The sequence below is a fragment of the Flavobacterium flavipallidum genome (genome assembly GCF_038289905.1).
Lineage (GTDB): Bacteria > Bacteroidota > Bacteroidia > Flavobacteriales > Flavobacteriaceae > Flavobacterium > Flavobacterium flavipallidum.
In genome coordinates this window covers 31580-55192 of sequence record NZ_JBBYHU010000029.1, presented here as the reverse complement: position 1 = coordinate 55192, position 23613 = coordinate 31580, and the positions used below count along the sequence as shown (strand labels likewise).

Annotated in this window: 24 protein-coding genes; 13 read left to right on the top strand and 11 right to left on the bottom strand. The window is 31.9% G+C overall.

From position 1 onward, the window contains the following. Positions 1 to 86: IS3 family transposase (locus AAEO59_RS16375; RefSeq protein WP_407934932.1), on the top strand; the 86-nt coding region annotated here is incomplete at its 5' end. Positions 87 to 154: 68 nt separating this feature from the next. Here the strand turns inward: AAEO59_RS16375 and AAEO59_RS12985 are convergent. After that, a complete protein-coding gene (locus AAEO59_RS12985) occupies positions 155 to 1348 on the bottom strand; it encodes a transglutaminase-like domain-containing protein (RefSeq protein ID WP_341701179.1) in 1194 nt (397 codons plus the stop codon). Positions 1349 to 1975: 627 nt separating this feature from the next. Between AAEO59_RS12985 and AAEO59_RS12980 the strand changes: the two genes are divergently transcribed. Both AAEO59_RS12980 and AAEO59_RS12975 read left to right on the top strand, forming a co-directional pair. After that, positions 1976 to 2392, top strand: coding sequence for a hypothetical protein (locus AAEO59_RS12980; protein ID WP_341701178.1), 417 nt, complete (start codon positions 1976 to 1978; stop codon positions 2390 to 2392). Positions 2393 to 2914: 522 nt separating this feature from the next. Continuing rightward, positions 2915 to 4192, top strand: coding sequence for a Glu/Leu/Phe/Val family dehydrogenase (locus tag AAEO59_RS12975; protein WP_341701177.1), 1278 nt, complete (start codon positions 2915 to 2917; stop codon positions 4190 to 4192). 84 nt (positions 4193 to 4276) lie between these two features. Here the strand turns inward: AAEO59_RS12975 and mazG are convergent, their stop codons facing one another. The 3 genes from mazG to def all read right to left on the bottom strand — a co-directional run bounded on the left by mazG (position 4277) and on the right by def (position 6293). Next, positions 4277 to 5050 carry a nucleoside triphosphate pyrophosphohydrolase gene (gene mazG / locus AAEO59_RS12970; RefSeq protein ID WP_341701176.1) on the bottom strand — a complete coding sequence of 258 codons (774 nt, stop codon included), beginning with the start codon at positions 5048 to 5050 and terminating at the stop codon, positions 4277 to 4279. 85 nt (positions 5051 to 5135) lie between these two features. Next, positions 5136 to 5615, bottom strand: coding sequence for a DUF5606 family protein (locus tag AAEO59_RS12965; RefSeq protein ID WP_341701175.1), 480 nt, complete (start codon positions 5613 to 5615; stop codon positions 5136 to 5138). Positions 5616 to 5705: 90 nt separating this feature from the next. Then, positions 5706 to 6293: a peptide deformylase gene (gene def, locus AAEO59_RS12960; protein WP_341701174.1), complete on the bottom strand. Its 588-nt coding sequence runs from the start codon at positions 6291 to 6293 to the stop codon at positions 5706 to 5708. Between the two features lie 196 nt (positions 6294 to 6489). Between def and AAEO59_RS12955 the strand changes: the two genes are divergently transcribed. Next, complete coding sequence (locus AAEO59_RS12955; protein ID WP_341701173.1) at positions 6490 to 8724, top strand: FUSC family protein; 2235 nt, start codon at positions 6490 to 6492, stop codon at positions 8722 to 8724. Positions 8725 to 8762: 38 nt separating this feature from the next. Here AAEO59_RS12955 and AAEO59_RS12950 read toward each other — a convergent pair whose 3' ends face one another. Then, positions 8763 to 10256, bottom strand: coding sequence for a malate:quinone oxidoreductase (locus AAEO59_RS12950; protein ID WP_341701172.1), 1494 nt, complete (start codon positions 10254 to 10256; stop codon positions 8763 to 8765). A 114-nt stretch (positions 10257 to 10370) separates the two neighbouring features. Beyond that, complete coding sequence (ruvX, locus tag AAEO59_RS12945; RefSeq protein WP_341701171.1) at positions 10371 to 10787, bottom strand: Holliday junction resolvase RuvX; 417 nt, start codon at positions 10785 to 10787, stop codon at positions 10371 to 10373. A 132-nt stretch (positions 10788 to 10919) separates the two neighbouring features. On the opposite strand from ruvX, the gene AAEO59_RS12940 reads away from it, so the two are divergent. Both AAEO59_RS12940 and AAEO59_RS12935 read left to right on the top strand, forming a co-directional pair. Further along, positions 10920 to 11759: a 2,3,4,5-tetrahydropyridine-2,6-dicarboxylate N-succinyltransferase gene (locus AAEO59_RS12940; protein ID WP_341701170.1), complete on the top strand. Its 840-nt coding sequence runs from the start codon at positions 10920 to 10922 to the stop codon at positions 11757 to 11759. A 131-nt stretch (positions 11760 to 11890) separates the two neighbouring features. After that, a complete protein-coding gene (locus AAEO59_RS12935; RefSeq protein WP_341701169.1) occupies positions 11891 to 12919 on the top strand; it encodes a glycosyltransferase family 9 protein in 1029 nt (342 codons plus the stop codon). Here the strand turns inward: AAEO59_RS12935 and AAEO59_RS12930 are convergent. The 3 genes from AAEO59_RS12930 to AAEO59_RS12920 form a co-directional block, all read right to left on the bottom strand. Further along, positions 12909 to 13853 (bottom strand): NAD-dependent epimerase/dehydratase family protein, encoded by a 945-nt coding sequence (locus tag AAEO59_RS12930; RefSeq protein ID WP_341701168.1) that lies wholly within the window; start codon positions 13851 to 13853, stop codon positions 12909 to 12911. The genes AAEO59_RS12935 and AAEO59_RS12930 overlap by 11 nt on opposite strands. Positions 13854 to 13867: 14 nt before the next feature. Beyond that, on the bottom strand, positions 13868 to 14677 hold the full coding sequence (locus AAEO59_RS12925; RefSeq protein WP_341701167.1) for a glycosyltransferase family 2 protein: 810 nt from the start codon (positions 14675 to 14677) through the stop codon (positions 13868 to 13870). A 67-nt stretch (positions 14678 to 14744) separates the two neighbouring features. Then, entirely contained in the window at positions 14745 to 15524 is a 780-nt protein-coding gene (locus AAEO59_RS12920) for a lipopolysaccharide kinase InaA family protein (RefSeq protein ID WP_341701166.1), read from the bottom strand. Positions 15525 to 15602: 78 nt separating this feature from the next. Here AAEO59_RS12920 and AAEO59_RS12915 point away from each other — a divergent pair, with 78 nt between their 5' ends. The 3 genes from AAEO59_RS12915 to AAEO59_RS12905 are packed head-to-tail and all read left to right on the top strand — an operon-like array spanning position 15603 to position 17975. Beyond that, a complete protein-coding gene (locus tag AAEO59_RS12915; protein ID WP_341701165.1) occupies positions 15603 to 16454 on the top strand; it encodes a glycosyltransferase in 852 nt (283 codons plus the stop codon). Positions 16455 to 16494: 40 nt separating this feature from the next. Further along, positions 16495 to 17202: an adenine nucleotide alpha hydrolase family protein gene (locus tag AAEO59_RS12910; protein WP_341701164.1), complete on the top strand. Its 708-nt coding sequence runs from the start codon at positions 16495 to 16497 to the stop codon at positions 17200 to 17202. A gap of 35 nt (positions 17203 to 17237) precedes the next feature. Then, positions 17238 to 17975, top strand: a complete 738-nt coding sequence (locus AAEO59_RS12905) for a 7-cyano-7-deazaguanine synthase (RefSeq protein WP_341701163.1) — start codon at positions 17238 to 17240, stop codon at positions 17973 to 17975. Here the strand turns inward: AAEO59_RS12905 and AAEO59_RS12900 are convergent. Then, entirely contained in the window at positions 17933 to 18772 is an 840-nt protein-coding gene (locus AAEO59_RS12900; RefSeq protein ID WP_341701162.1) for an ATP-grasp fold amidoligase family protein, read from the bottom strand. The genes AAEO59_RS12905 and AAEO59_RS12900 overlap by 43 nt on opposite strands. 64 nt (positions 18773 to 18836) lie before the next feature. Further along, the gene (locus tag AAEO59_RS12895; RefSeq protein ID WP_341701161.1) at positions 18837 to 19937 is read right to left on the bottom strand and encodes a glycosyltransferase family 4 protein; all 1101 of its coding nucleotides are present in this window, start codon (positions 19935 to 19937) and stop codon (positions 18837 to 18839) included. Between the two features lie 372 nt (positions 19938 to 20309). Between AAEO59_RS12895 and AAEO59_RS12890 the strand changes: the two genes are divergently transcribed. From AAEO59_RS12890 to AAEO59_RS12875, 4 genes are all read left to right on the top strand, one after another. Beyond that, positions 20310 to 21047 (top strand): adenine nucleotide alpha hydrolase family protein, encoded by a 738-nt coding sequence (locus AAEO59_RS12890; RefSeq protein ID WP_341701160.1) that lies wholly within the window; start codon positions 20310 to 20312, stop codon positions 21045 to 21047. Between the two features lie 120 nt (positions 21048 to 21167). Next, positions 21168 to 21737, top strand: coding sequence for an L-threonylcarbamoyladenylate synthase (locus AAEO59_RS12885; RefSeq protein WP_341701159.1), 570 nt, complete (start codon positions 21168 to 21170; stop codon positions 21735 to 21737). Positions 21738 to 21776: 39 nt separating this feature from the next. Continuing rightward, on the top strand, positions 21777 to 22160 hold the full coding sequence (locus AAEO59_RS12880; protein WP_341701158.1) for a GxxExxY protein: 384 nt from the start codon (positions 21777 to 21779) through the stop codon (positions 22158 to 22160). A gap of 28 nt (positions 22161 to 22188) precedes the next feature. Beyond that, complete coding sequence (locus tag AAEO59_RS12875) at positions 22189 to 23610, top strand: CCA tRNA nucleotidyltransferase (RefSeq protein ID WP_341701157.1); 1422 nt, start codon at positions 22189 to 22191, stop codon at positions 23608 to 23610. The last annotated feature ends 3 nt before the right edge of the window (positions 23611 to 23613 follow it).

Genomic DNA, 23613 nt, shown 5'->3' with positions numbered 1-23613 from the left:
TAGATTACTATAATAATGAGAGAATAAAACTTAATCTAAAAGGAATGAGCCCGATACAATATCGAGCTCATTATTATCAAATTTAATTATAAATTCGTCTAAACTTTTGGGTGCAGTCTAATTTCGGACAGCCTTTTTCTTTATCAATCAGTGGTTATTCCTGATATAAATTAAATAATTCTTCATTATTTTTTACTGCTATTTCAGTACGTTTTTCTTTTCCTTTGTCATCGGTATAAACGATTTGATAAGTAGTATTTTTAGTTACTTTAAACTTTAAAAATTTATTTAAATCATCAATTGGCGAAGGCGAATACCCAAAATCCAGATCTTTTCCTTCTTTAACAATCGTAATTTTCTCAGATATGCGTTGTTCTTTTTTATCTAATTTAGACTTATAAAGCTGCAAACTAATCCAAATTTCATCGGGTTTTAAATTCTCCAGCTGTTTTTGTTTTTCATAAATATCGATATAACGTTGCGTTACATTTTCGGCATGAATAGCTCTTGAAAGTGTATCCCATTCAAGTCTGAAATAAGTTTCTTTAGGTTTATAAGAAGACGCATAAATCCAATGTCTTGGATTCGATATATCGGCACGGCCGGCATCAGCTACAAACCAAGCTTTGTTTAAATCTTCAAAATAATATTCTGTAAAATACCATTGACCATCAACCCATACTTCTACCCAACTGTGATTTCCTTTCATATTCGTCCACATGGGAGTACCGGCCATTCGGGCAGGAATTCCTACGGATCTAAAGGCATCAACTAAAAGAAAAGAAAGTCCGGTACAAGTTGCCATTTTTTCTTCTATAGATTGAAAAGGACTTATATTTACAATACTGCGATTGACATTGTAATCAACAGCCAAAATTTTCCTCGCATTACTGTTTACGGCCTTTATTGCCTGACGAATGTCTTTACAATCTTTAACAAGAGGTGCAAATTTCAAATAAAAATCATTTCTCCAGTTATCCCTTTTTTCATCAAAACAATAATACGGTAAAACTTCATTGTAAAAAATGGAATCAGGTAATTGTGCACACCACGAAAAATCCCTCCTTGCCTTGAAAGCACCTTCCAGTTGATCTTTGATATAAGGTATTGTTAATGTTTTTAAATCTCTTTCAGGCATAAAAGCAATTAGAAAAGAAGCTGCTTCATATTGCTGTTTGGGAACTGTATTTAAAAAATAGCGTAAAGAATCTTTGCGTTCTCCAGATTTCTCTAAAGCTTCTTTCAATAAGCGATGATATTGGGGTAAAAAAGTTCTGTTTTTGATTTGGCTAAATGCCAAAAAAGGAAAAATTGTAAAAACGAATATAAGAACACTAATTTTTTTCATTATGCTGTATTGGAATTATTAGATAAAAAAACTTAACAGAAAATCTCCTTATCCGACGATAGTGATTTAAGGCGATCCAGCTCACTTGAACCGATTTCAAAAACTAAAATAATACCTTATTCTGCAAGGTCTGCAAGACGAAACTAATTTTTAACAATTAAAAAAGTCTATCTGCTGCAAAGTATTAAAAACAACATTCTGCCTCTCCTTATAGAATCAACAAATAGGAACAATTATTATTTTTTAAATAAAAAAAGCAGTTATGTTTACTGCATTATTCATAAAACGAATTTGTTTCTCAATGATTAGCGGTACTAAAACTAATTTGGAGCATAACCAAAAATTTAACAAGAACTTCATCAGAAAAAACTTTGTCTTAAGTTAAGAATCTGTAATGAATGTTGGTTTTCTTCCTAAAATGGAACACTTTCAAAGACAAAAAAAGTATGTGAATTTACACTAAACTATTCGTACATAATCGATAAAAAACGAATAAAAAACAACTCAAACAACACAATAACAAACACTTATCAATTATTTTTATTAATTTAAGTATGTATTTAACTTAAAAATACCAGAGTAGCCAAAAACTGCATATTGAAAGAGTAGGCACTTACACTTAAGGTCATGAAAACAGTATTACTTTACATGCTAACACTTTTATTTGTTACCAACATTTTTAGCCAAACCCAAAACCCTTCATTCACTAAAGAAAATTATTTAGAAAAAAGTAAAAAACAAAAAAGAACGGGTTGGATTATTCTAGGTACGGGATTAGGATTGGGAGCTGTAGGAGGTTTAGTTCAATTGAGAAACTCCAACACTACCTCTTATGGCTCCGGATTTGATTTTGATTTTACAGGAGTTTATATTGCAATTGGCGGAGGTGTCGTTGCTCTTGCTAGTATTCCCTGCTTTATAAGTGCAGCAAAAAACAAAAAAATGGCCCTGAGTATTACAATGAACCAACAAAATATTCTTTTACCCATAAACAATGAGTTCGTAATAAAACACCCCTCATTGTCTTTAAAAATTGAATTGTGAAAGTAAAACAACGGTCTAAATTAAATAGAAATACTCCGGCTAAATCATAAAAACACATTCTTTTGGGGTTCACACAACATTGTACAAAAAAAAACACAATACAATCAACTGAAAACAAGCACATTAAAATATTTTTTTGATAAATTCGACTAATCCTATAGGATTTATAAAATTATTTTTTGTAGGTTTGCATCAACAATAAAGGTCATCTAACTAAGAGTCGATTTTTACGAAGGAAAAGTATACTTGTTTTTCGATAAAAATGTGTCTTAACAATGAGATTAAGTTAATTTTTTTTTAGGCCTTTCATTTAATCATGAAAGGCCGTTTTTAAACTTTTAAACCCAAACGAATGAAAACAAATAATAACAAAATGATGATGCAAAACTGCAAAATGAAAATTCCTAAGTGAGTTACCTAGATTTATTATAAAAAAATGAAGCTCAGTTGTAACTATTCAATCGAGCTTTTTTTATGCAAAAATTTTACAAACAATCCGATAAAAATTAATTACAGAAAAAAATGAGCACAGAAATTATAAAACAAAACCCTTTTGAATCAATGATTGATAGATTTAATATCGCTGCAGATATTTTAAAATTAGATGAAACCATCAGACAAAAATTACAACGACCAGAAAAACAAATAGTTGTTAATTTTTCAATAGTTTTAGACAATGGTAAATCCGAAAATTTTGAAGGTTATCGAATTATACACAACACAGCTTTAGGACCTTCTAAGGGTGGAATCCGCTATGATAATGGCGTAAATTTGGAAGAAGTAAAAGCTCTGGCAGCTTGGATGACATGGAAATCAGCTGTAACCGGAATTCCTTTTGGTGGTGCCAAAGGAGGAATTATTTGTGATCCAAAACAATATTCTAAAGTAGAACTTGAAAAAATAACAAGGGCATATACTAAAAGCTTATCTGATATTTTTGGTCCTTCCAAAGATGTTCCTGCACCAGATTTAGGAACCGGTCCGGATGAAATGGGATGGTTAATGGATGAATTTTCGCTTCTTCATGGTAAAACCGTTCCGGGAGTAGTAACAGGAAAACATTTAAATGCCGGAGGATCTTTAGGACGGGTTGAAGCTACAGGAAAAGGAGTGAGTATTATTACTTTATTAGCTTTAAAAAAATTAAAATTAATTCCAGAAAACACATCAGTTGCTGTACAGGGATTTGGAAATGTAGGGCTACATTCTGCTTTATTTCTACACGAAAAAGGATTAAAAATAATCGCAGTAAGTGATATTTCAGTAGCGTTATATAATCCTGAAGGGATTAATATTCCCGAATTGATATTATATTACAATCTAAATAATAAAAGTATCAAAGGATATCAAAAGGCATCAAACATAACACATGAAGAATTACTATTTCTAGATGTTGATGTTTTGATTCCTGCAGCAACTGAAGATGTAATAACGAGAACAAACGCTAGTTCTGTTCGTGCTAAAATAATAGTTGAGGGAGCAAACGGCCCTGTCTCATCGGATGCAGATGCTATTTTACAAAAGAACAATGTCTTAGTTGTTCCTGATATATTAGCTAATGCAGGTGGAGTTACTGTTTCCTATTTTGAATGGCTTCAAAATTCACTGGTAGAAAGTTGGAGCTACGATTTAGTCAACAAGCAGCTAGAAAACATTTTAAAGAAAAGTTTCCAGTTAGTTTTTAAAACCGCTGAAATACACAAAGTAACTCCACGTATTGCTTCTTATATCATTGCATTACAAAAGGTTGCCGATTCACAAGCTCTAAAAGAAGTTTATGCAATCACTAAAGTGCAATAGATTACTTTTAGAATAGATAGATTATTAAACTAAAGAGATAAGCCAATTGACCTTTTACAAAGGCAATTGGCTTACTATAAATCATTACATTTTTTTAGCCTCTTCCCAAAAAACATCCATCTCTGCTAAAGTCATATCTTTTAGGGATTTCCCCAAAGCTTCAGCCTTACTCTCCAAATATTGAAAGCGTTTGATGAATTTTTTATTAGTTCGTTCTAAAGCATCTTCCGGGTTCACTTTTAAGAAACGGGCATAATTAATCATCGAGAACAATACATCTCCAAATTCGGCTTCTATTTTATCTTGATTAGCTGAAGCGACCTCAACTTGTAGTTCCTGTAATTCTTCCTGCACCTTATCCCAAACCTGATACGGTTCTTCCCAGTCAAAACCAACTCCTTTTACCTTATCCTGAATGCGGCTCGCTTTGACCAATGCCGGCAAACTTCTTGGAACACCTTCCAATACTGATTTTTTACCTTCTTTGAGTTTTAATTTCTCCCAGTTTTGTTTGACCTCTTCTTCGTCTTTTACCTCAACATCACCATAAATATGCGGATGACGGTGAATCAGTTTTTCACAAATTTCGTTACACACATCAGCGATATCAAAATCCTTTGTTTCACTTCCTATTTTAGCATAGAAAACAATATGCAATAACAAATCTCCCAATTCTTTTTTGACTTCATTCAAATCATTATCTAAAATAGCATCTCCTAATTCGTAGGTTTCTTCAATAGTGAGATGTCTCAGCGTTTGTAATGTTTGCTTTTTATCCCAAGGACATTTTTCACGCAAATCGTCCATGATATCTAATAATCTTTCAAAAGCCTGTAATTGTGTTTGTCTAGCGGTCATTGCACTTTGTTTTGATGTAAAAATAAGAAATCCTGTGTCCTAAAAGAATTGGAACACAGGATTATTATAAAAAATACAGAATCAATTATTCTGTTACTTTTTTAGTTTTTTTTGGTTTTTCAACTGCGGCTTCTTCAGCAGCAGCAGCTTCCACTACTTCTTCTACTTCTTCTACCGGAACTTCTTCAACAACTAAACCTTTAGCCTGCAAAGTGTTGTACCAGTTTAAAATTTTCTTAATATCTGAAGCATAAACTCTCTCTTCATCATAGTTTGGCAAAATTTCTTTGAAATAAGCAGCCAGAGTTGCATTGTCTTCTTTATGTGAAATAGCTGCTCCGTTATTTTCTTTAGCAGCAATAGCGCTCATTACTTCTTTCAATGGTTTTTCACCTTCGTAAGTGTAAACTGAAATCTCAGATAATAAACTCACATTGCTTTTTAAATTTACTGTGATTTTTTTTCCATCTACCAATGATTCTGCTACAAAACCTGTACGTGTTTGTACTTTTAAAACATATAAACCTGGTTTTCCAGAGATCGCTAATATTTTTTCTAAATTCATGCTTTTTAAATTATTATTAAGAATTCAATTTTATTTTTCACTGCTCTTATTGGTCAAAAACAATACCAAAAACAGCCTTTTTTAAAAGTTTTATCTACCTTTTTTTCCAAAGAAACGCATTCTGTACTCTTGGAAAGTCTTTCCTTCCATGATGTTTTTTAGCTTCCCTTTAATCAATCTTTTTTTAAGAGATGAAATTTTATCTGTGAATAAAATCCCTTCAATATGATCGTATTCATGCTGAATGACACGCGCAATTAGTCCATCAAAAACTTCGGTTTTCATTACAAAATCTTCTTCACAATATTCGATAGTAACTCTTTCTTTACGGTAAACATCCTCGCGAACATCAGGAATACTCAAACAACCTTCATTAAAAGCCCATTCTTCACCATCTTCTTTAATGATTTTAGCATTAATAAAAGTACGTTTGAATCCTTTTAATTGATTTTGTTCATCTGCTTTTAAATCTTCATCGTCACTAAAAGGTGTAGCATCTATAACAAATAAACGTATCGCAAGACCTACTTGTGGTGCTGCAAGTCCTACACCCGAAGCATTATACATAGTCTCGTACATATTAGCGATCGTTTCTTTCAAATTAGGATATTCAGGAGTGATATCTGTCCCTACTTTTCTTAAAACCGGATCACCATATCCTACAATTGGTAAAATCATTGTTGTTGTATTAAATATTATCAACCTTTATCAAGGTATGTACCCTAAATTTAGGATTGCCAAAAATAGTAAATTTTGACAATGCTTAAAAGGAATAAAGTTAAATAGTATTTAAAAATTAAATCCTAAAACAATCTTAATTTATCCCATTGATAAATCTCACAATTCATACCTTTGTGCATAATCCTAGAAATTTATGATTCCTAAAATTCAGAAATTTATTTCGAGTACTGAATTCGCTAATGCTTTAAAAGTAACAATTGCCGCTGTTTCTCCCGTATTATTTTTTTCTTATTTGGATAATTTCGCTATTGGTTTTACCATTGCTTTAGGAGCATTCTTCACCTTTCCCAGTGATATTCCCAGTAATCTTAAACATAAAATCAAAGGATTAATAACCACTTCATTTATTATTGCTGGTGTCAACTTAATCATTAATCTTTGCCATCCAATTCCTTGGCTATTTTATCCTGTTTTAGTTACGCTTATCTTTTGTGTTTCCATGATTTTGATCTATGGTCAACGGGCTACAATGGTTTCTTTCTCGGCTTTATTATCACTTTCCCTTGCTTTTGCACATTTAAACACAGGCTGGGAAATGTTACGTTACTCAGGTCTTTTGTTAGCAGGAGGTTTATTTTATACTGTTATATCCATCATTTTTTTTCATATCAAACCCAATCGTTACATCGAATTACAATTAGCCGAATGTATACGACTTACGGCTAAATATTTAAAATTACGTGGTGATTTATGGGAATTGAATTCGAACAGAAAATCGATTACCAAAAAACAATTACACCTTCAGGTTCAACTAAACGTTTTACACGAAAACATTAGAGAAGTCCTTATCACAAACCGAACAAAATCAGGTTCTTCAGGACAAAATCGAAAAATGTTACTGAGTTTTATTTCTTTGGTGGAAATTATGGAATTAGCAATTGCCACCTCTTTTGATCACAATAAATTTCATCAAAAGTTTGATGGCTATCCAAAAGCATTGGAGACCTATCAAAATTTGGCTTACAATTTAGCCAAAGTTATGAAAGCCTTGTCCAAAAGCATCGAAGAACACAAACCTTATGAATCCAAACGCAATTTAATTGAAGACTTACATCAATTTGAATTAGCAATAACCAATTACAAAAAAGACATTCAAAACGAGTCCTCTTCAGAAGAAGTTTTAATGCTCATCACTATGTTGCATTATGCCGAAAAGCAGGTTGAAAAAATCATCACCCTAGAACGTGCCTATTCAGACAACATTAATACAAAAGATTTAATAAAAGGACGAGACAAAGACATCGAAAAGTTTATCCAACCTCAATATTATCCCTTAAGTACTTTTGTAGAAAACCTCAGTTTCAATTCAAGTGTTTTTAGACATTCTCTAAGAATTACCATAACTATATTATTAGGTTATATGATAGGTAAAGTACTTCCTTTAGAAAATGTATACTGGATAATACTAACCATTGTGGTTATAATGAAACAAGGATTTGGAATCACTAACGAACGTACTTATCACCGTATTATAGGAACTTTAGTTGGTGGTGTTATTGCTTTTGGGATTCTCTTTGTGATACATGATTCTTATCTTATTAGTACCATGGCAATTATTGCGATGCTCCTAGGTTTTTCATTCAACCCAACCAATTATAAAATTGGTTCTACGTTTATAACCATTTATGTAGTTTTAATTTACGGAATTCTCTCTCCTGATAATGGAAATGTTATCGAATACCGAATTCTAGACACGATCGTGGGAGCTTGTTTATGTTTATTAGCCAATTATTTCCTATGGCCTTCATGGGAATTCTTAAGCCTTCCTAGCTATATCGAAAAAGCAATAGAGGCTAATCGTAATTACTTGAATGAAATTTCGATTATGTATAAAGAAAAAATAGATGTTTCAACCGAATACCGACTTGCCCGAAAACAGGCTTTTATCGAAATAGGAAATTTAATGGCTTCATTTCAGAGAATGCTTCAAGAACCTAAATCAAAACAAAACAAACTCCCTCAGACCTATAAATTAACAGTACTCAATCATTCTTTATTATCATCACTTGCATCATTAGGCACTTACATTCAGTCTCATAAAACAACCGAGGCTTCAAAAGCTTTCAATGTAGTCGTTAACAAAGTGATTGCTAATTTGGAATTAGCGATGAATTTATTAAAAAATCCTAACCCAGATTCTGAGGCTATAACATCGAATGAAGATTTAGACCAACGTTTGACAGAATTAAAAAACATTAGAGCTAAAGAATTACAACAAATACAATTTATTGATCAAGAGGCTTATCAAATCAAAATGCAGGAAGCCCAATTAGTGATTGAACAATTAATATGGATGACCAACTTATCCGAGAACATTCTCAAAACCACACAGTTGTTAACGGCTGTAAAAAAAGAATCCCAACAATAATGTTGGGATTTCTTATATATTTCATCAATTAATAAATATTAATTCAACTTCAACACAGTAGCTGTATGCTCTCTAACTTCATTCAACAACTCAGGGTTTTCATTTAATTTTTGTCCGTAAGAAGGTATCATTTTTTTGAATTTTGACTGCCATTCAGGAGTTTTCATCTCTTCTTTATAGCATCTGCTTATTACATCAATCATAACAGAAACCGCTGTAGAAGCTCCAGGTGACGCCCCTAGTAAGGCAGATAAAGTTCCATCTTCTGAAGTAATCACTTCTGTACCAAACTCTAACTTCCCTCCTTCTTTCTCATCTTTCTTAATTACTTGAACACGTTGTCCAGCACGCTCTAAAACCCAGTCTTTAGATTTAGCTCCAGGAACATATTCTCTCAAAGCTTTAATTCTGTCAGCTGGTGATTGACGCACTTGTTCAATAAGATATTTTGTCAATGGAATATTTTTATAACCTGCCATAACCATTGGCACAATATTATCTAATTTAATTGATTTTGGTAAATCAGAATACTTTCCATTTTTTAAGAAACGAGTTGAGAATCCTGCAAATGGTCCAAACAACAATTGTTTTTCGCCATTTATCATACGCGAATCAATATGTGGAACAGACATTGGTGGTGCACCTACACTTGCCTTACCATAAACTTTTGACTCGTGTTGAGCAATAACCTCAGGATTAGTACATTTTAACCATTGACCACTCACTGGAAAACCACCAAATCCTTTTCCTTCAGGAATACCAGCTTTCTTTAACAAAGGCAAAGAACCACCTCCAGCGCCAATGAAAACAAATTTAGTATAAGCTTTTCTGATATGCCCGTCAGCTAAATTTTCGATTTTAATTCTCCAAGATTTATCTTCACGTTGTCTTAATTTCTTAACCTCATAACCAAAATGCATATTAACTCCGTCCATTTTGGCCAAATATTGAAACATGTTTCTGGTCAATTCACCAAAGTTAACATCTGTACCAATTGCCATATTTGTTCCTGCAACTTTTTCTGACGGCTTTCTTCCTTCCATCACTAAAGGCATCCAAGAATTTAATTCTGTAAAATCGGTACTGAATTCCATTTCTTTAAAAAGAGGATTAGCCTGTAAAGCTTCAAAACGTTTTTTAAGGTATTTTACATTTTTATCTCCCCATACAAAACTGATATGCGGAATTCTTTTAATAAAATTTTCTGGCGAAGATACTTTTCCCTCTTCTACCAAATAAGCCCAAAACTGACGCGAAACCTCAAACGATTCAGCAATACTAATTGCTTTTTTAGGATCGATACTTCCGTCTTTACCTTCCGGCGTATAATTCAACTCGCAAAAAGCAGAATGCCCCGTCCCTGCATTATTCCATGCATCAGAACTTTCAGCAGCTGCACTATCTAATCTTTCGTAAATATCAATGGTAATATCAGGCTGTAATTCCTTTAAAATTAAACCTATAGTGGCACTCATAATCCCAGCTCCAATAAGAACTACATCACTATTTGAACGTATGGTTGTATCAGACATAATTATATTTTTATTAAAGCGCAAAGATACTTTAATATTCTTGTAATTAAAAGAGTGATTTGGACTTAAAAAGTTACATTTATCACTAAGATTTACTGTTTTAACAAAGAATTATTAAAACATTTTACTTGATAAATAATCTTGTAACATAATGGTTGCTGAAATTTCATCTATAAGCGCTTTGTTTTGACGCTGTTTTTTTTTCAGTCCACTATCAATCATGGTTTGGAATGCCATTTTTGAAGTAAATCGTTCATCTACACGAAGCACTTTCATATCCGGAAAGTGATTAGTAAAATGCGTAACAAACCCCTTAATAATAGAAGCACTTTGAGAAGGTTCTCCATTCATTTGTTTAGGCTCACCTATAAGTACCAGCTCTACTTTTTCTTTTGAAAAATAATCTTTCAAAAAATCAATAGCTGTAGCACTAGGAATCGTAGTTAGTCCCGATGCAATGATTTGCATTTCGTCTGTAACAGCTATTCCGGTACGTTTTTGCCCATAATCAATACAAAGTATTCTAGCCATTATTATCTTTTTTTTTGCAAAGATAAAGAATAAAGTTTCCAAAAGTGATACTCCTAAAAAACGTAGTATTCGGAAAATTTTCACTTTTAGCTTTTAGTTAAAAAGCCTATATTTGCCAAAAATTTAATAAACATGAGCAATTTACAAACAATTATAGAGCAAGCTTGGGAAAACAGAGCTTTGTTGCAGGAAGAAACTACAACTAATGCTATTAGAGAAGTAATCGAATTATTAGATTCAGGAAAATTACGTGTTGCTGAACCAAAAGGTGATACTTCGACTTCGCTCAGCACAGGCTCTTGGCAAGTAAACGAATGGGTTAAGAAAGCTGTAGTAATGTACTTCCCTATTCAAAAAATGGAAACTTGGGAAGCTGGAATTTTTGAATACCATGACAAAATGGAATTGAAAAAAGACTATGCTGAAAAAGGAGTACGTGTAGTTCCTGGAGCTTCTGCTCGTTACGGTTCATTCATTTCAAGTGGAGTAATCATGATGCCTAGTTATGTAAACATTGGTGCTTATGTTGATGCCGGAACAATGGTGGATACTTGGGCAACTGTAGGTAGTTGTGCTCAAATTGGTAAAGACGTTCACTTGAGTGGTGGTGTTGGAATTGGTGGTGTATTAGAGCCGTTACAAGCCGCTCCTGTAATCATTGAAGACGGCGCATTTATCGGTTCTCGTTGTATTGTAGTTGAAGGAGTACACGTGGGTAAAGAAGCTGTTCTTGGAGCTAACGTATGTTTGACTGCTTCTACAAAAATTATTGATATCACAGGTGAAGAACCAGTTGAAATGAAAGGTTTTGTTCCTGCTCGTTCAGTAGTTATTCCTGGAAGTTATACTAAAAAATTCGCTGCTGGTGAATATCAGGTTCCTTGTGCTTTAATCATTGGTACTCGTAAACCATCTACAGATTTAAAAACTTCTCTAAACAATGCGTTAAGAGAGTATGACGTAGCAGTATAATTTTAAATATCAAATATTTATAAATTCCAAGTTCCAATTTCATCTATTGGAATTTGGAATTTTTTATTTCAATTTGCAATACTCAAAACAATACTATTTTCTATATGAAGATTCTTGTAATTCAACAAAAAATGATCGGAGATGTATTGGCTAGCACCGTAATTTGCGAAGCCATAAAACTAAAACATCCTGACTGGGAAGTTCATTATATGATTCACCCCAATACATTGGCCGTAGTTGAAAACAATCCTTGTATAGATAAAGTAATTCTTTTTGAACCTAAAAAACACAAAGGTTTCCTGAAGTTGATTGCTTTCGGAAAATCATTATCCAAAGAAAATTACGATGCTGCAATTGACGCTTATGGAAAATGGGAAAGTGTTTTACCTGCATATTTCAGTGGTGCAAAACATAGAATTGGATTTAAGAAATGGTATACAAAACTTCTGTTTTCCAATACAATCATACCTAAAAAAAACATTGAAGGTTCTGCTATCTTTCATCGTTTACAATTAGCTGAAAGTTTGATAAAATCTCCTGTTGCCGTAATATTCCCTAAAATATATCTAACTAATACCGAAATCACATTAGCAAAACAAAGTATAGAAGCCAAACTGGATGTTACAAAACCTATCTTTATGATTAGTGTTCTTGGCAGCGGAAACAACAAAAGTCTTCCCGAAAATCAAATGGCGCAAACACTGGACAACATTGCTTCAGCCAACAATCAGATACAACTTTTATTTAATTTCATGCCTCATCAGGAAAAAGAAGCTAAGGCTATTTATAATAGCTGTCAACCTGAAACTCAAAAACAAATTGTCATGGATTTTTATACCAAAGGATTACGCGGATTTCTCGCTGTACTATCCCAATGTGATGCCATGATAGGAAACGAAGGCGGAGCTGTAAATATGGCTAAGGCACTCAACATACCTACATTTACCATTTTTTCACCTTGGATAAACAAATCCTCCTGGAATATGCTTACTGATGATAAAAAACATATAGCTATACACTTAAACGATTATCATCCCGAAATCTATAACGGTAAACATGCAAAGCATTTTAAAAAACAAGCCTTAGAATTGTATAAAAAAATAACGCCTGATTTATACCAGGCGTCATTATTAGATTTTATAAAATTAATTACTTCGTAAACTTCTCCAAGTACCAGTTTACCTGTTCTTGCAAGCCTTGCTTCAAGCTTACTTTAGGTTCGTATCCTAACAATTGACGTGCTTTATCGATAACAGCAGCTGTGCGCTGTTGGTCTCCTTTTCGTGGTGGCTGATGATCTATAATTAATTGTTTGTTCATAATTTCCTCCACAGCCTTAATACCTTCAGCAGTAGTATTAACTTCATCAGTACCCAAATTGATAATTTCGCCATTGATTTTATCTTCCTTACCTATAATGGCCGCAAGCCCATCTACGATATCTCCTACATAAGTAAAACTTCTCTCATGCTTAATACTTCCTTCAAATAAAGGAAAAGGCTTATCATAATAAAGGTTATCAATTAACTTTGTATATAATTTCTCCGGACGTTCTCTTGGTCCATAAACTGAATACAAACGAATCGAACAAACTTTAAGTTTCCCTGTACGCTGAAGTCCAAGTGCCAATTGTTCAGCGGCTAATTTAGTAGATCCGTAAAAAGAAACTGGCTTTGCAGGAACCTCTTCATTTACTGTCGCTTCAATACCATAAACCGATGAAGTTGCGATATTAATGAATGATTTTAATTGAGAATTATATTCTAATACTGCATCCAACAGATTTTGGGTAGCATAAATATTATTATTTACATATTCTTCTAAAGATGTCGTCGCTGAGATTCCTGGTTGAGCTGCTAAATGATATACATAATCATAAGGTTTTTCAAAAACTTCTTTTAGGTTATCATTTAAATCTAACCTAAAGATATGAATCCCTTTATTTGCCAAATCAGTCGCATTCAACTCCTTTAAATTAATATCATAGTAATCATTAATATTATCAATCCCTACTACTTCATGGCCTAAAGAATGTAGTTTTTCACACAAATGTGATGCTATAAATCCTGCAGCTCCGGTTACTAATATTCTCATTATGTTAATACTTCTTATTTTTTAATTCCAAATGGAGTCCATTTGATTTTTTTATCTCTAACTTCTTTTCTAATAGCTAAGTTTGCCGCTAGCGACTCTGGGGTTTTATATCCTCTGGCATGATCAAGATGTAAAACTATAGCTTTATGACGGATTTGTTTTCCTTTGATACCTGCATTTTCAAGTCGTTCCCCAAATTCACGATCTGGACCACCATACTTCATTCGCTCATCATAACCATTAACAGCAATCATATCTTCTTTAAAAGCTGAAGAATTACAGTTATTAAAAGAAGGCGTGGTAGGCGAGAAAAAATCTAATGCTTTAGCTGAAATTGTACCTGAACCCAACTTCAAAACATTAGAAAACCCTAATTTATCAATGCTTTTAAGCCATTTTATATTAAAACATTTCCCTGACAGAATATCATCCTCGGTAATATGCTTACTGGTTGACATTGGTAATTTACAATAACCTCCTGATAAAAATTTCCCTTTTTGCGCCTCCTTAGCATGAATTTCAACAAAATCTTTACGTGGAATACAATCACCATCGGTCATGATTATATACTCATATGAAGCTTCAACAATAGCTACATTTAATATTTCCTGACGACGATAGCCTTTATCTTCATGCCATAAATGACGTAAAGGAACCGGATATTTTGCGGCATATTTATCAATTAATTCTTTTGTAGATTGACGGGATCCGTCATCAGCAATGATTACTTCAAAATCCTTATATGTTTGAACACTATATCCTATTAGGACTTTTTCTAACCATTCTTCAGCATTATAAGTACTGACTACAACTGATATTTTCATATTATTTTAGGATCATTTTTAGAAACAAAGGTAATAGTTTTTAAACTTTATACCTATTTAATAAATACTACAGTTTTTTCTTCTTTCTCCAAAAAAGAATTTTATTCTTTAGCTCCCTTCTTTTATGAAAACTATACTGAAAGTTATCTGCTTTTTGTTTAAGAGTTTCATAGACTAAATGTTCCTCTTTATGAATTAGTTTTGCATATTCAGCACAAATAATTTTAAGAACTTTTTCATTAGACGTTAATTTTGCCATATTCGTCATTCGAAGTTCAAAAGACATGTTTTGATGAAAATTCATTCGGTTCAAATCGACTAAATAAAATTCATATCGCCCATCTTCTCCTTTTTTAATTAATGTATTTCCGGAAGTATTATCAATAAATTCAATTCCTTTTTCGTGCAATCGATAAGAAAATTGGGCAAATGCTTTTAGAATTTTATCAAACCCAGGATAATCTGTATTTGTGGTAAGACCTCTAAACATCAAATCCATCTCCAATTGTTCACTGATATAGTAACTTTTTTGTAAACCAAACCAATTTTTCTCTTCAATAAAAGCTATTGGTTTAGGGGTACAAAAACCATGGTTTATTAAATAATTTGCATTTTCAAAAGATCTTCTTGCCTTTGACTTCCGGATATAAGCATATACAAACTGATTAAAAAATTTCGGAATTTTAAATGCTTTTACATTAATAACCAAGCCATCAGAAACATCAAAGGTTTTAATCAAATTCCTTGTTCCGCCATATAAAACAGTACCCTGTTTATTAAAATCATTAATATATTTAAGAATTTCTTCTTTCTTATCTAAGAAATGTGAACTGAATTCGATTTTCATGTACTGTTTAATTAGTCCTGCAAAATTAACCTTTTTAATATATTTACTTTATTTTTACGCCAAATAATACGATACCCAATGTTTGACCACTATCTTATAACCCGCTTCAATCTTAGAAACCCAAAATGGGATGTTACTAAAAACAACGAATCCTTACTAACAGATGACTGGATGGAAGACAGAATGTGGTTATTTGAAAATTTTTGCTTTCCATCAGTAACAGCTCAAGAAAACCAAAACTTTGAATGGCTATTGTTTTTTGACATCACTACAAATCAAAAATTTAAGGAACGCATAACTACACTAACTAATAATTACCCAAACATTAAGACTTTCTTCATTGATGGAATGCCCGTGTTTTATGATGAAATTCAAAAGTATATAGGAACAAATAGTAAAGAAAAAACACACTTAATCACTTCCCGAATCGACAATGATGACAGTATTAGTAAATATTTCATTGACGAAGTTCAAAAACAATTTTCTTCTCAGGAATATCAGGCTATCGACATCATTAATGGATATACTTTACAGGTTAAACCTAACTTTATATTAGGCAAAAAAGAGCATATCTTTAATCCTTTCATAAGTTTGATTGAAAAAAACACAAACCCGAAAACGGTTTGGTTTAGCGATCATAATATGTGGAAAAAAGAAACCCGCATTACGCAAATTACAAACAAAAGACTTTGGCTATCAATCATCCATGAAAAAAATAAAGTAAATGAATTTGATGGCTACGGTAATATAAAATGGGAGGAACTCAACAACGAATTTATTTTATCAAACCAAATTAACCAGCAACTAACTAACAAACTTACTCCTTTTAGAGAATGGTGGTTTTTAAGTTTAAAAAACTTTCTGTATGTTAAAATGGTTTTATTCAGCAAAGTCATTAAACGTAAATTAGGAATTTATAAAATCAAATAGAATTCATACTTTTTTCTATAACAATATCTAATACTAACAAATGGCTGCATCTAATTTACTTTGGACCGGAGGCTGGGACTCTACATTTAGGCTATTGCAAATCATTTTTATCGAAAAAAAAACAGTACAGCCAATATACATTTTAGATAAAAACAGAAAATCTCTGAATAAAGAATTGGAAACCATTGAAAATATATCCAACAAAATTCAATCATTAGACCAGGAAGCTTATTCTAGAATCCTCCCTGTTAGATATATAAATAAAGATTCTAATATTTGTGAAGAAATCAAAAACAGCTCTCTGATTATAAAAGCATTAACAAAAATGGGAAGTCAACATGAATGGATTTCTCAATATTGTCACACTCATAATCTAAAAAACATTGAAATGAGTATTGAGAAAAATGAAAACCCTCAATCATTCACGCAATTCCTCGTAAAAAATTATATAAATATAAATCCTGTAAACCCCACTAACAAAGAACTTTACAACAACCTTAATACAGTTTTCAAATATTACTCATTTCCTCTTATCGACATTTCTAAAAAAGAAATGATTATGGTAATCAAAAAAAATGTTCATTGGGAAGAAATAATGAATCTAACCTGGTTTTGTCATAAACCTAAAAAAAACAAAGCTTGCGGACAATGTGTTCCTTGTATTACCGTTATCAAAAAGGGATTAGGTTTTAGAATACCAAAAATCAACCGAATAAAAGGTCGATTTAAAATACTCTTGAACAAATAACAATCATTTTACTTTGCTAAAAATATCTATTTAATATGCAAAAACCCATTTTATTACTTTGGACCAGCGGTTGGGATTCGACGTTTAGGCTCTTACAAATAATTTTTATTGAAAAAAAGACCGTACAACCTATATATATTATTGACAAAAACAGAAAATCTTTAAGTAATGAACTGAATGCAATTGAAAATATAAAGAATAAAATAAAGACTGAATTCCCCACAGCTTACCAACTAATACAACCAATTTGGTTAATCGAAAAAGAAGAAATCAATATTAGTAAAGAAATAACAACTAGTACAGACTACATCAATGCTAATGTAAGAATGGGTAGTCAATACAGCTGGTTGGCACAATTTTGCAACAATAGCAATCTTGAAAATGTAGAAATTGGCATCGATAAAAACACTGACTCCTTGTCATTCACACATTTTTTAACTGTAAATTACATCCTGACAAATTATAAGGATTCAAACAACAAAGAATTGTATACTAAATTAGACACTCTATTTAAGTATTTTTCTTTTCCTATCTATTCCTTATCTAAATCAGAAATGCATATCCTAGCTAAGAAATATAACTGGGAAGCCATAATGCAAATGACTTGGTTTTGTCATAAACCAAAAAACAATACACCTTGTGGAAAATGTGTCCCTTGCATTGCAGTTATAAAAAAAGGGCTTGGTTACAGAATACCAACTTTAAACAGAATTAAAGGATATATGAAAATTTATTCCAAAATGGGTAAATTGATTAAATCTCCCATTTCCTGATTTAAATAATCAATTGGTAATCTTCTATTACCTCCACCTGGAAAAAAAGTTAGTTCCCCAAAAATAATACTATTTACCACCGAATATAAATCGACACGAATAAAAATAAACTCTTTTGATAAAACTGCAGCTAATTCTAACATTTTATCGAAATTTACAGGTTTTTGAATTTGAAAATCAATAAAATTACTTGGATTTTTATTGCAAAAAACTCTGTTCCATTGCAAATCATAAAATGCTTTTTTTTCAATTCCGTTTTCATTCCTTTTTACTAGAATATATTTGGGCTGACCATGAAAACAATAAAACTTATAATCAATTATCCCAGAATCTTCAGTATCTGAAATATACTTTTCAATTAATATTCTGGGGTTGATATTTTTATAAACCAACTCTCGGTTTCTATAATAATAATTCCCTTTAAGATAAGACTTTAATTTTCTCTTTATATTGTCTATTTCAACAACAGAATTATCTTTAACTATAATATTGTAACCCGACCCATGTGTTCCTTTTGCTACATATTGATTAGGTAAATTTTGAAAATCAATTTCATCAACTGAATCATATATTCCTATAATTTCATTTAAATACTGCTTCCCTATTTTTCTTTCAACATAAGAACGAACATCAATCTTATCTACAAACTTGGAATACTCTTCTTTATAATGGAACAGTTTCAACCATTGGATTTTCTCCATGAATTCTTTTGGATTATCTAAGTTCAAAGCTGTTTGATTTTTATAAAAATACTTAGCTCTAATTACCGGAATATCATCCTTAGAATACTTACTCAATAAAATAACCTTAAATTGATTGTATTTCCTTGACAAAAACTGCTTTAGTTTCAATTTATTAATTTTATTGTATTACCTCTTTTAATTCTGTAATCATTTTTTTAGCAATCACTTCTTTGGTGAAATTATCAATCAAATAATTTCTACCATTCTTTTTACAATTTTTCTGTAAATCTGCATCATTCAACATCTGCTCTACCTTATCAGCAAATGAGATTGGATTACCTACCTCAGCCAGCAAACCTGTAACTTCATCAACTACAACCTCAGGAATACCTCCTGCATTTGCAGCTACAATTGGCACTCCACAAGCATATGACTCTAAAAGTACACCTCCGGTTGGTTCATTGTTAGAAGTAAACAAAAACAAATCAAACTCAGGTAAAATTTCAGGAATATCCTTTCTAAATCCTGAAAAATAAATTTCATTCTCAAGACCTAAATCAGAGACCTGTTTCTTGATTTCTGCCTCCAAAGGTCCGTCACCCACGAGGATATATTTGGCTTTTACATTTCTTTTATGCAACTCAGCAACCGAATTAACCCAAGTTTTATGATCTTTAAAACCTGTAAAAGCAGCAATATTACCTATTATTTTATAATCTTCAGGAATATTGAATTCTTTATGAAGTAAACCCGTTTGATGCTGCTTTGGAAATTTATTTATGTCTGTCACACTCCCAACTACACATAAACGTTTGTGGTCTTTAACGGCATATTTAAGAATATCAACTACAGGATATGATACACAAATAATTTTTTTAATGCCTTTATAATTGTATTTCCATTTTCTAAAAAAATTGGTATCAACTCTTTTTATTAGTGTTCTACACAAAACCAAAGGTACTTTCAAACCATAAACCAATGAAGATAAAACAGCCTGCGTATGAGACTCGCTGTTATGTATAAAAATCACATCCGCTTTATTAGTTTCAGCAAATTTTTTAAGATCTTTAGCAAATTTTAAATCATATTCTGATTTAATATCATAACCAAAAACCTGCATCTTTTTTTCTGTAGCAACTTTAAATACTTCTGAATCCTTAGGGCAAATAATCCACTGATCTTCTACATATCCAAAATCCTTAAAGGCCTCATACAAATAGATAATTTTTTGTTCATGTCCCCTCCATCCTCTTGATGCAGTTATCTGAAGTAATCTCATAAACTATTCTTAAGATTTTTTTAACAAATATACCACTTTTATCAAAACCATATTTAAACACAATTCTTTTTTTGTAATATTTTACACAATCATTTGTCAATCAAGCAAAAACTATTCAAAAAATATTTTCCAATTCATAATAAGTACAACAGTTCAAAATCAATATTCACTGTCTTTTATACAATTAACAATTCAATAAATCTATTAAATAGCCTATAAAACTCAACGATAGAATTACTTAGCCTAACTGTATAAAAGTTTTTTTTCATCTACGAATAAGCAGGCTTTATTAAAAACAACAAAAAAAATCATATAATCGAGATAACATAAATTATTATTTTTGTTTTTTTTAACAACGCTTTACTTAATCAAATGAATAGTATCAATTTACTTTGGACAAGCGGTTGGGATTCGACCTTTAGACTTTTACAAATTATCCTTATCGAAAAAAAAACGGTTCAACCAATATACATCATAGATAAAACCAGAAAATCTCTAAAAGTAGAACTTGAAAGAATTGAACTAATCAAAGGAAAAATAAAACAGCTGTATCCTGAATCCTACCAATATATTCTTCCTGTTTGGTATGTAGATGAAGAAATCACTATCAATAATGAAATAGCTGAAAGTTCTAAATATATCAATTCATTTATTAGATTAGGGAAACAATACAGTTGGTTAGCTCAATTTTGCAAGAATCATAAATTAAACAACATAGAAATAAGTAACGATAAGAACTTAAACAAAAACTCTCTTACTTATTTTTTAATGAATAACTATATAGAAACGAATTACGAAAGTACTACTAATAAAGAAAAATATAACCACACTCACACGGTGTTTCAATATTTTTCGTTTCCAGTTGCTAAAATATCAAAAAGAGAGATGCTCCATATCACGAGGGATAACAAATGGGATGCTATTATGAATCTGACGTGGTTTTGTCACAAACCCAAAAATAAAAAACCTTGTGGAAGATGTGTACCTTGTATAAATGTTATCAAAAAAGGTATGGGTTTTAGAATCCCTTTCTTCAACAGACTTAGAGGATATTTTAAAATTCATGTCAAACACCGTTTGAAATTTTCAAAACCTTCCACTACCAATTAGTAAAATTCTAATCAAAGTAAAAAATCATATAGCGATTCAAATACAGAACAACTATACTTTTCAAAATTTTTATTCGTTTCTTTGCATACATTTTTTGATATCCAATTCTAATACTTAAAAATGGAAAATCTAAACGAAGAAGTACACAAAGCCTTTGAGATTATCAAAGAGGGAGGCATCATCCTTTATCCTACCGACACCGTTTGGGGAATAGGCTGTGACGCAACTAATCCTGAAGCTATAAAGAAAATCTACGCTTTAAAGCAACGCGAAGAGACAAAAAGTATGATTGTTTTAATGAACGGTGAACGAATGATGTACAACGTTTTTAAAGACATTCCAGAAGTTGCCTGGCAAATTATCGATTTATCTGAAAAACCAACAACCTTAATTTTAGATAACCCAAGAAATGTAGCTCCAAATATTATTGCTGAAGATAAAACACTAGGCGTTCGAATTGTAAAAGAGCCTTTTTGTTATAAATTATTGGAACGAATGAAAAAACCTTTGGTTTCTACTTCGGCTAATATTTCCGGGCAACCCACTCCTAAAAGTTTTAAAGAAATTAGCCCTGAAATTATAAAAGGCGTGGACTATGTTGTAAATTTGCAGCGCGAAAAAGTATGCCAGAATCCGTCAACAATTATTAAGCTGACAAATGATTCGCAAGTGAAAATTATAAGAAAATAGTTTTTTTCACCGCAGATTTGCAGATTTAATTTAAATAAAATGGAAGAATATTTATCCACAGATGAAACTTATAAAATTATCGGAATTTTATTTGAAGTACATAAAAATCTAGGAAAAGGATTCTCAGAAATCGTATACAAAGACGCCTTAGAATTTGAATTCAATGAAAACAACATCCCATACGAAAGAGAAAAAGAATATTCAGTTAAATACAAAAACACATTATTAAAGCATAAATTTTATGCTGATTTTGTACTTTACAACTCTATCATTTTAGAAATTAAAACTGTCGACTGCTTTAACAACAGTCATTATAATCAATGCCTGAATTATTTAAAAGTATCTGGTAATGAATTGGCTTTGTTAGTAAATTTCAATTCTATTTCTTTAGAATACAAACGAATAGTTAAAACAAAAAAATAAAACAATCTGCGAATCTGCGGTAATTTACATGAACTACAAAGAATCCTTACATCACCCGATTTTTAAAATTATTTCTCAAGCTTCACAAGACCTTCAGGTTGACAGCTACGTTATTGGCGGTTTTGTAAGAGATTTAATCTTAGGACGTGATTTCAAAAAAGACATTGACATTGTTGCGGTAGGAAGCGGAATTGAATTAGCTCTAAAAGTTTCTGATTTACTTCCAAAAAAACCAAAAGTACAGGTTTTCAAAAATTACGGTACTGCCATGTTACGTTTTGAAGACACCGAAATCGAATTTGTAGGCGCCCGAAAAGAATCTTACACCCGTGACAGCCGCAATCCAATTGTGGAAAACGGAACATTAGAAGACGACCAAAACAGAAGAGATTTCACAATCAATGCTTTGGCTTTATCTTTGAATGAATCTAATTATGGTGATTTGTTAGATCCTTTTGACGGTCTGACCGATATGCAAAATAAAATCTTAAAAACACCATTGGACCCGGACATCACCTATTCTGACGATCCGTTACGAATGATGCGGGCCATCCGTTTTGCGACTCAATTAAATTTTGATATTGAAGAAAATTCACTTCTATCAATTTCAAAAAACGCAGAGCGCATCAAAATCATTTCTGGAGAAAGAATCGTTGATGAGTTAAACAAAATTCTGGCTACCAACAAACCTTCTATCGGTTTTTTACATTTGTATAAAACTGGACTTTTAGATATTTTAATTCCGGAATTAACTGCTTTGAATCAGGTTGAAGAAATTGAAGGCCAAACCCACAAAAACAATTTCTATCATACACTGGAAGTAGTTGACAATATTTGTCCAAATACTGATGACGTTTGGTTACGCTGGGCAGCATTATTACACGACATTGGAAAAGCACCCACTAAAAAATTCAACAAAAAACAAGGTTGGACTTTTCACGGGCACGAATTCTTAGGCGGTAAAATGGTCAAAAAACTGTTCGAACGCCTGCATATGCCACTGAACCAAAAAATGAAATTTGTTCAAAAAATGGTTGTAATGAGTTCGCGACCAATTGTACTTGCTCAAGATATTGTTACCGATTCGGCTGTGCGACGATTGGTTTTTGATGCCGGGGAAGATGTAGAGAGTTTAATGACCCTTTGCGAAGCAGATATTACTACTAAAAACCCCGCAAAGTTCAAGAAATACCATAAAAACTTCGAAATTGTTCGTAAAAAAATAGTCGAAGTTGAAGAAAAAGACTCCATCCGTAATTTCCAACCTCCAATTTCCGGAGAAGAAATCATGGAAATTTTTGATTTAAAACCTTCACGTGAAATTGGAGTTTTAAAAGAAGCCGTAAAAGAAGCCATCTTGGAGGGTGAAATCCCAAATGAATATGAAGCAGCATATGAGTTTGTACTAAAACGAGCTAAAAAAATGGGTTTGCAAAAAGTTAATAAGTAACAA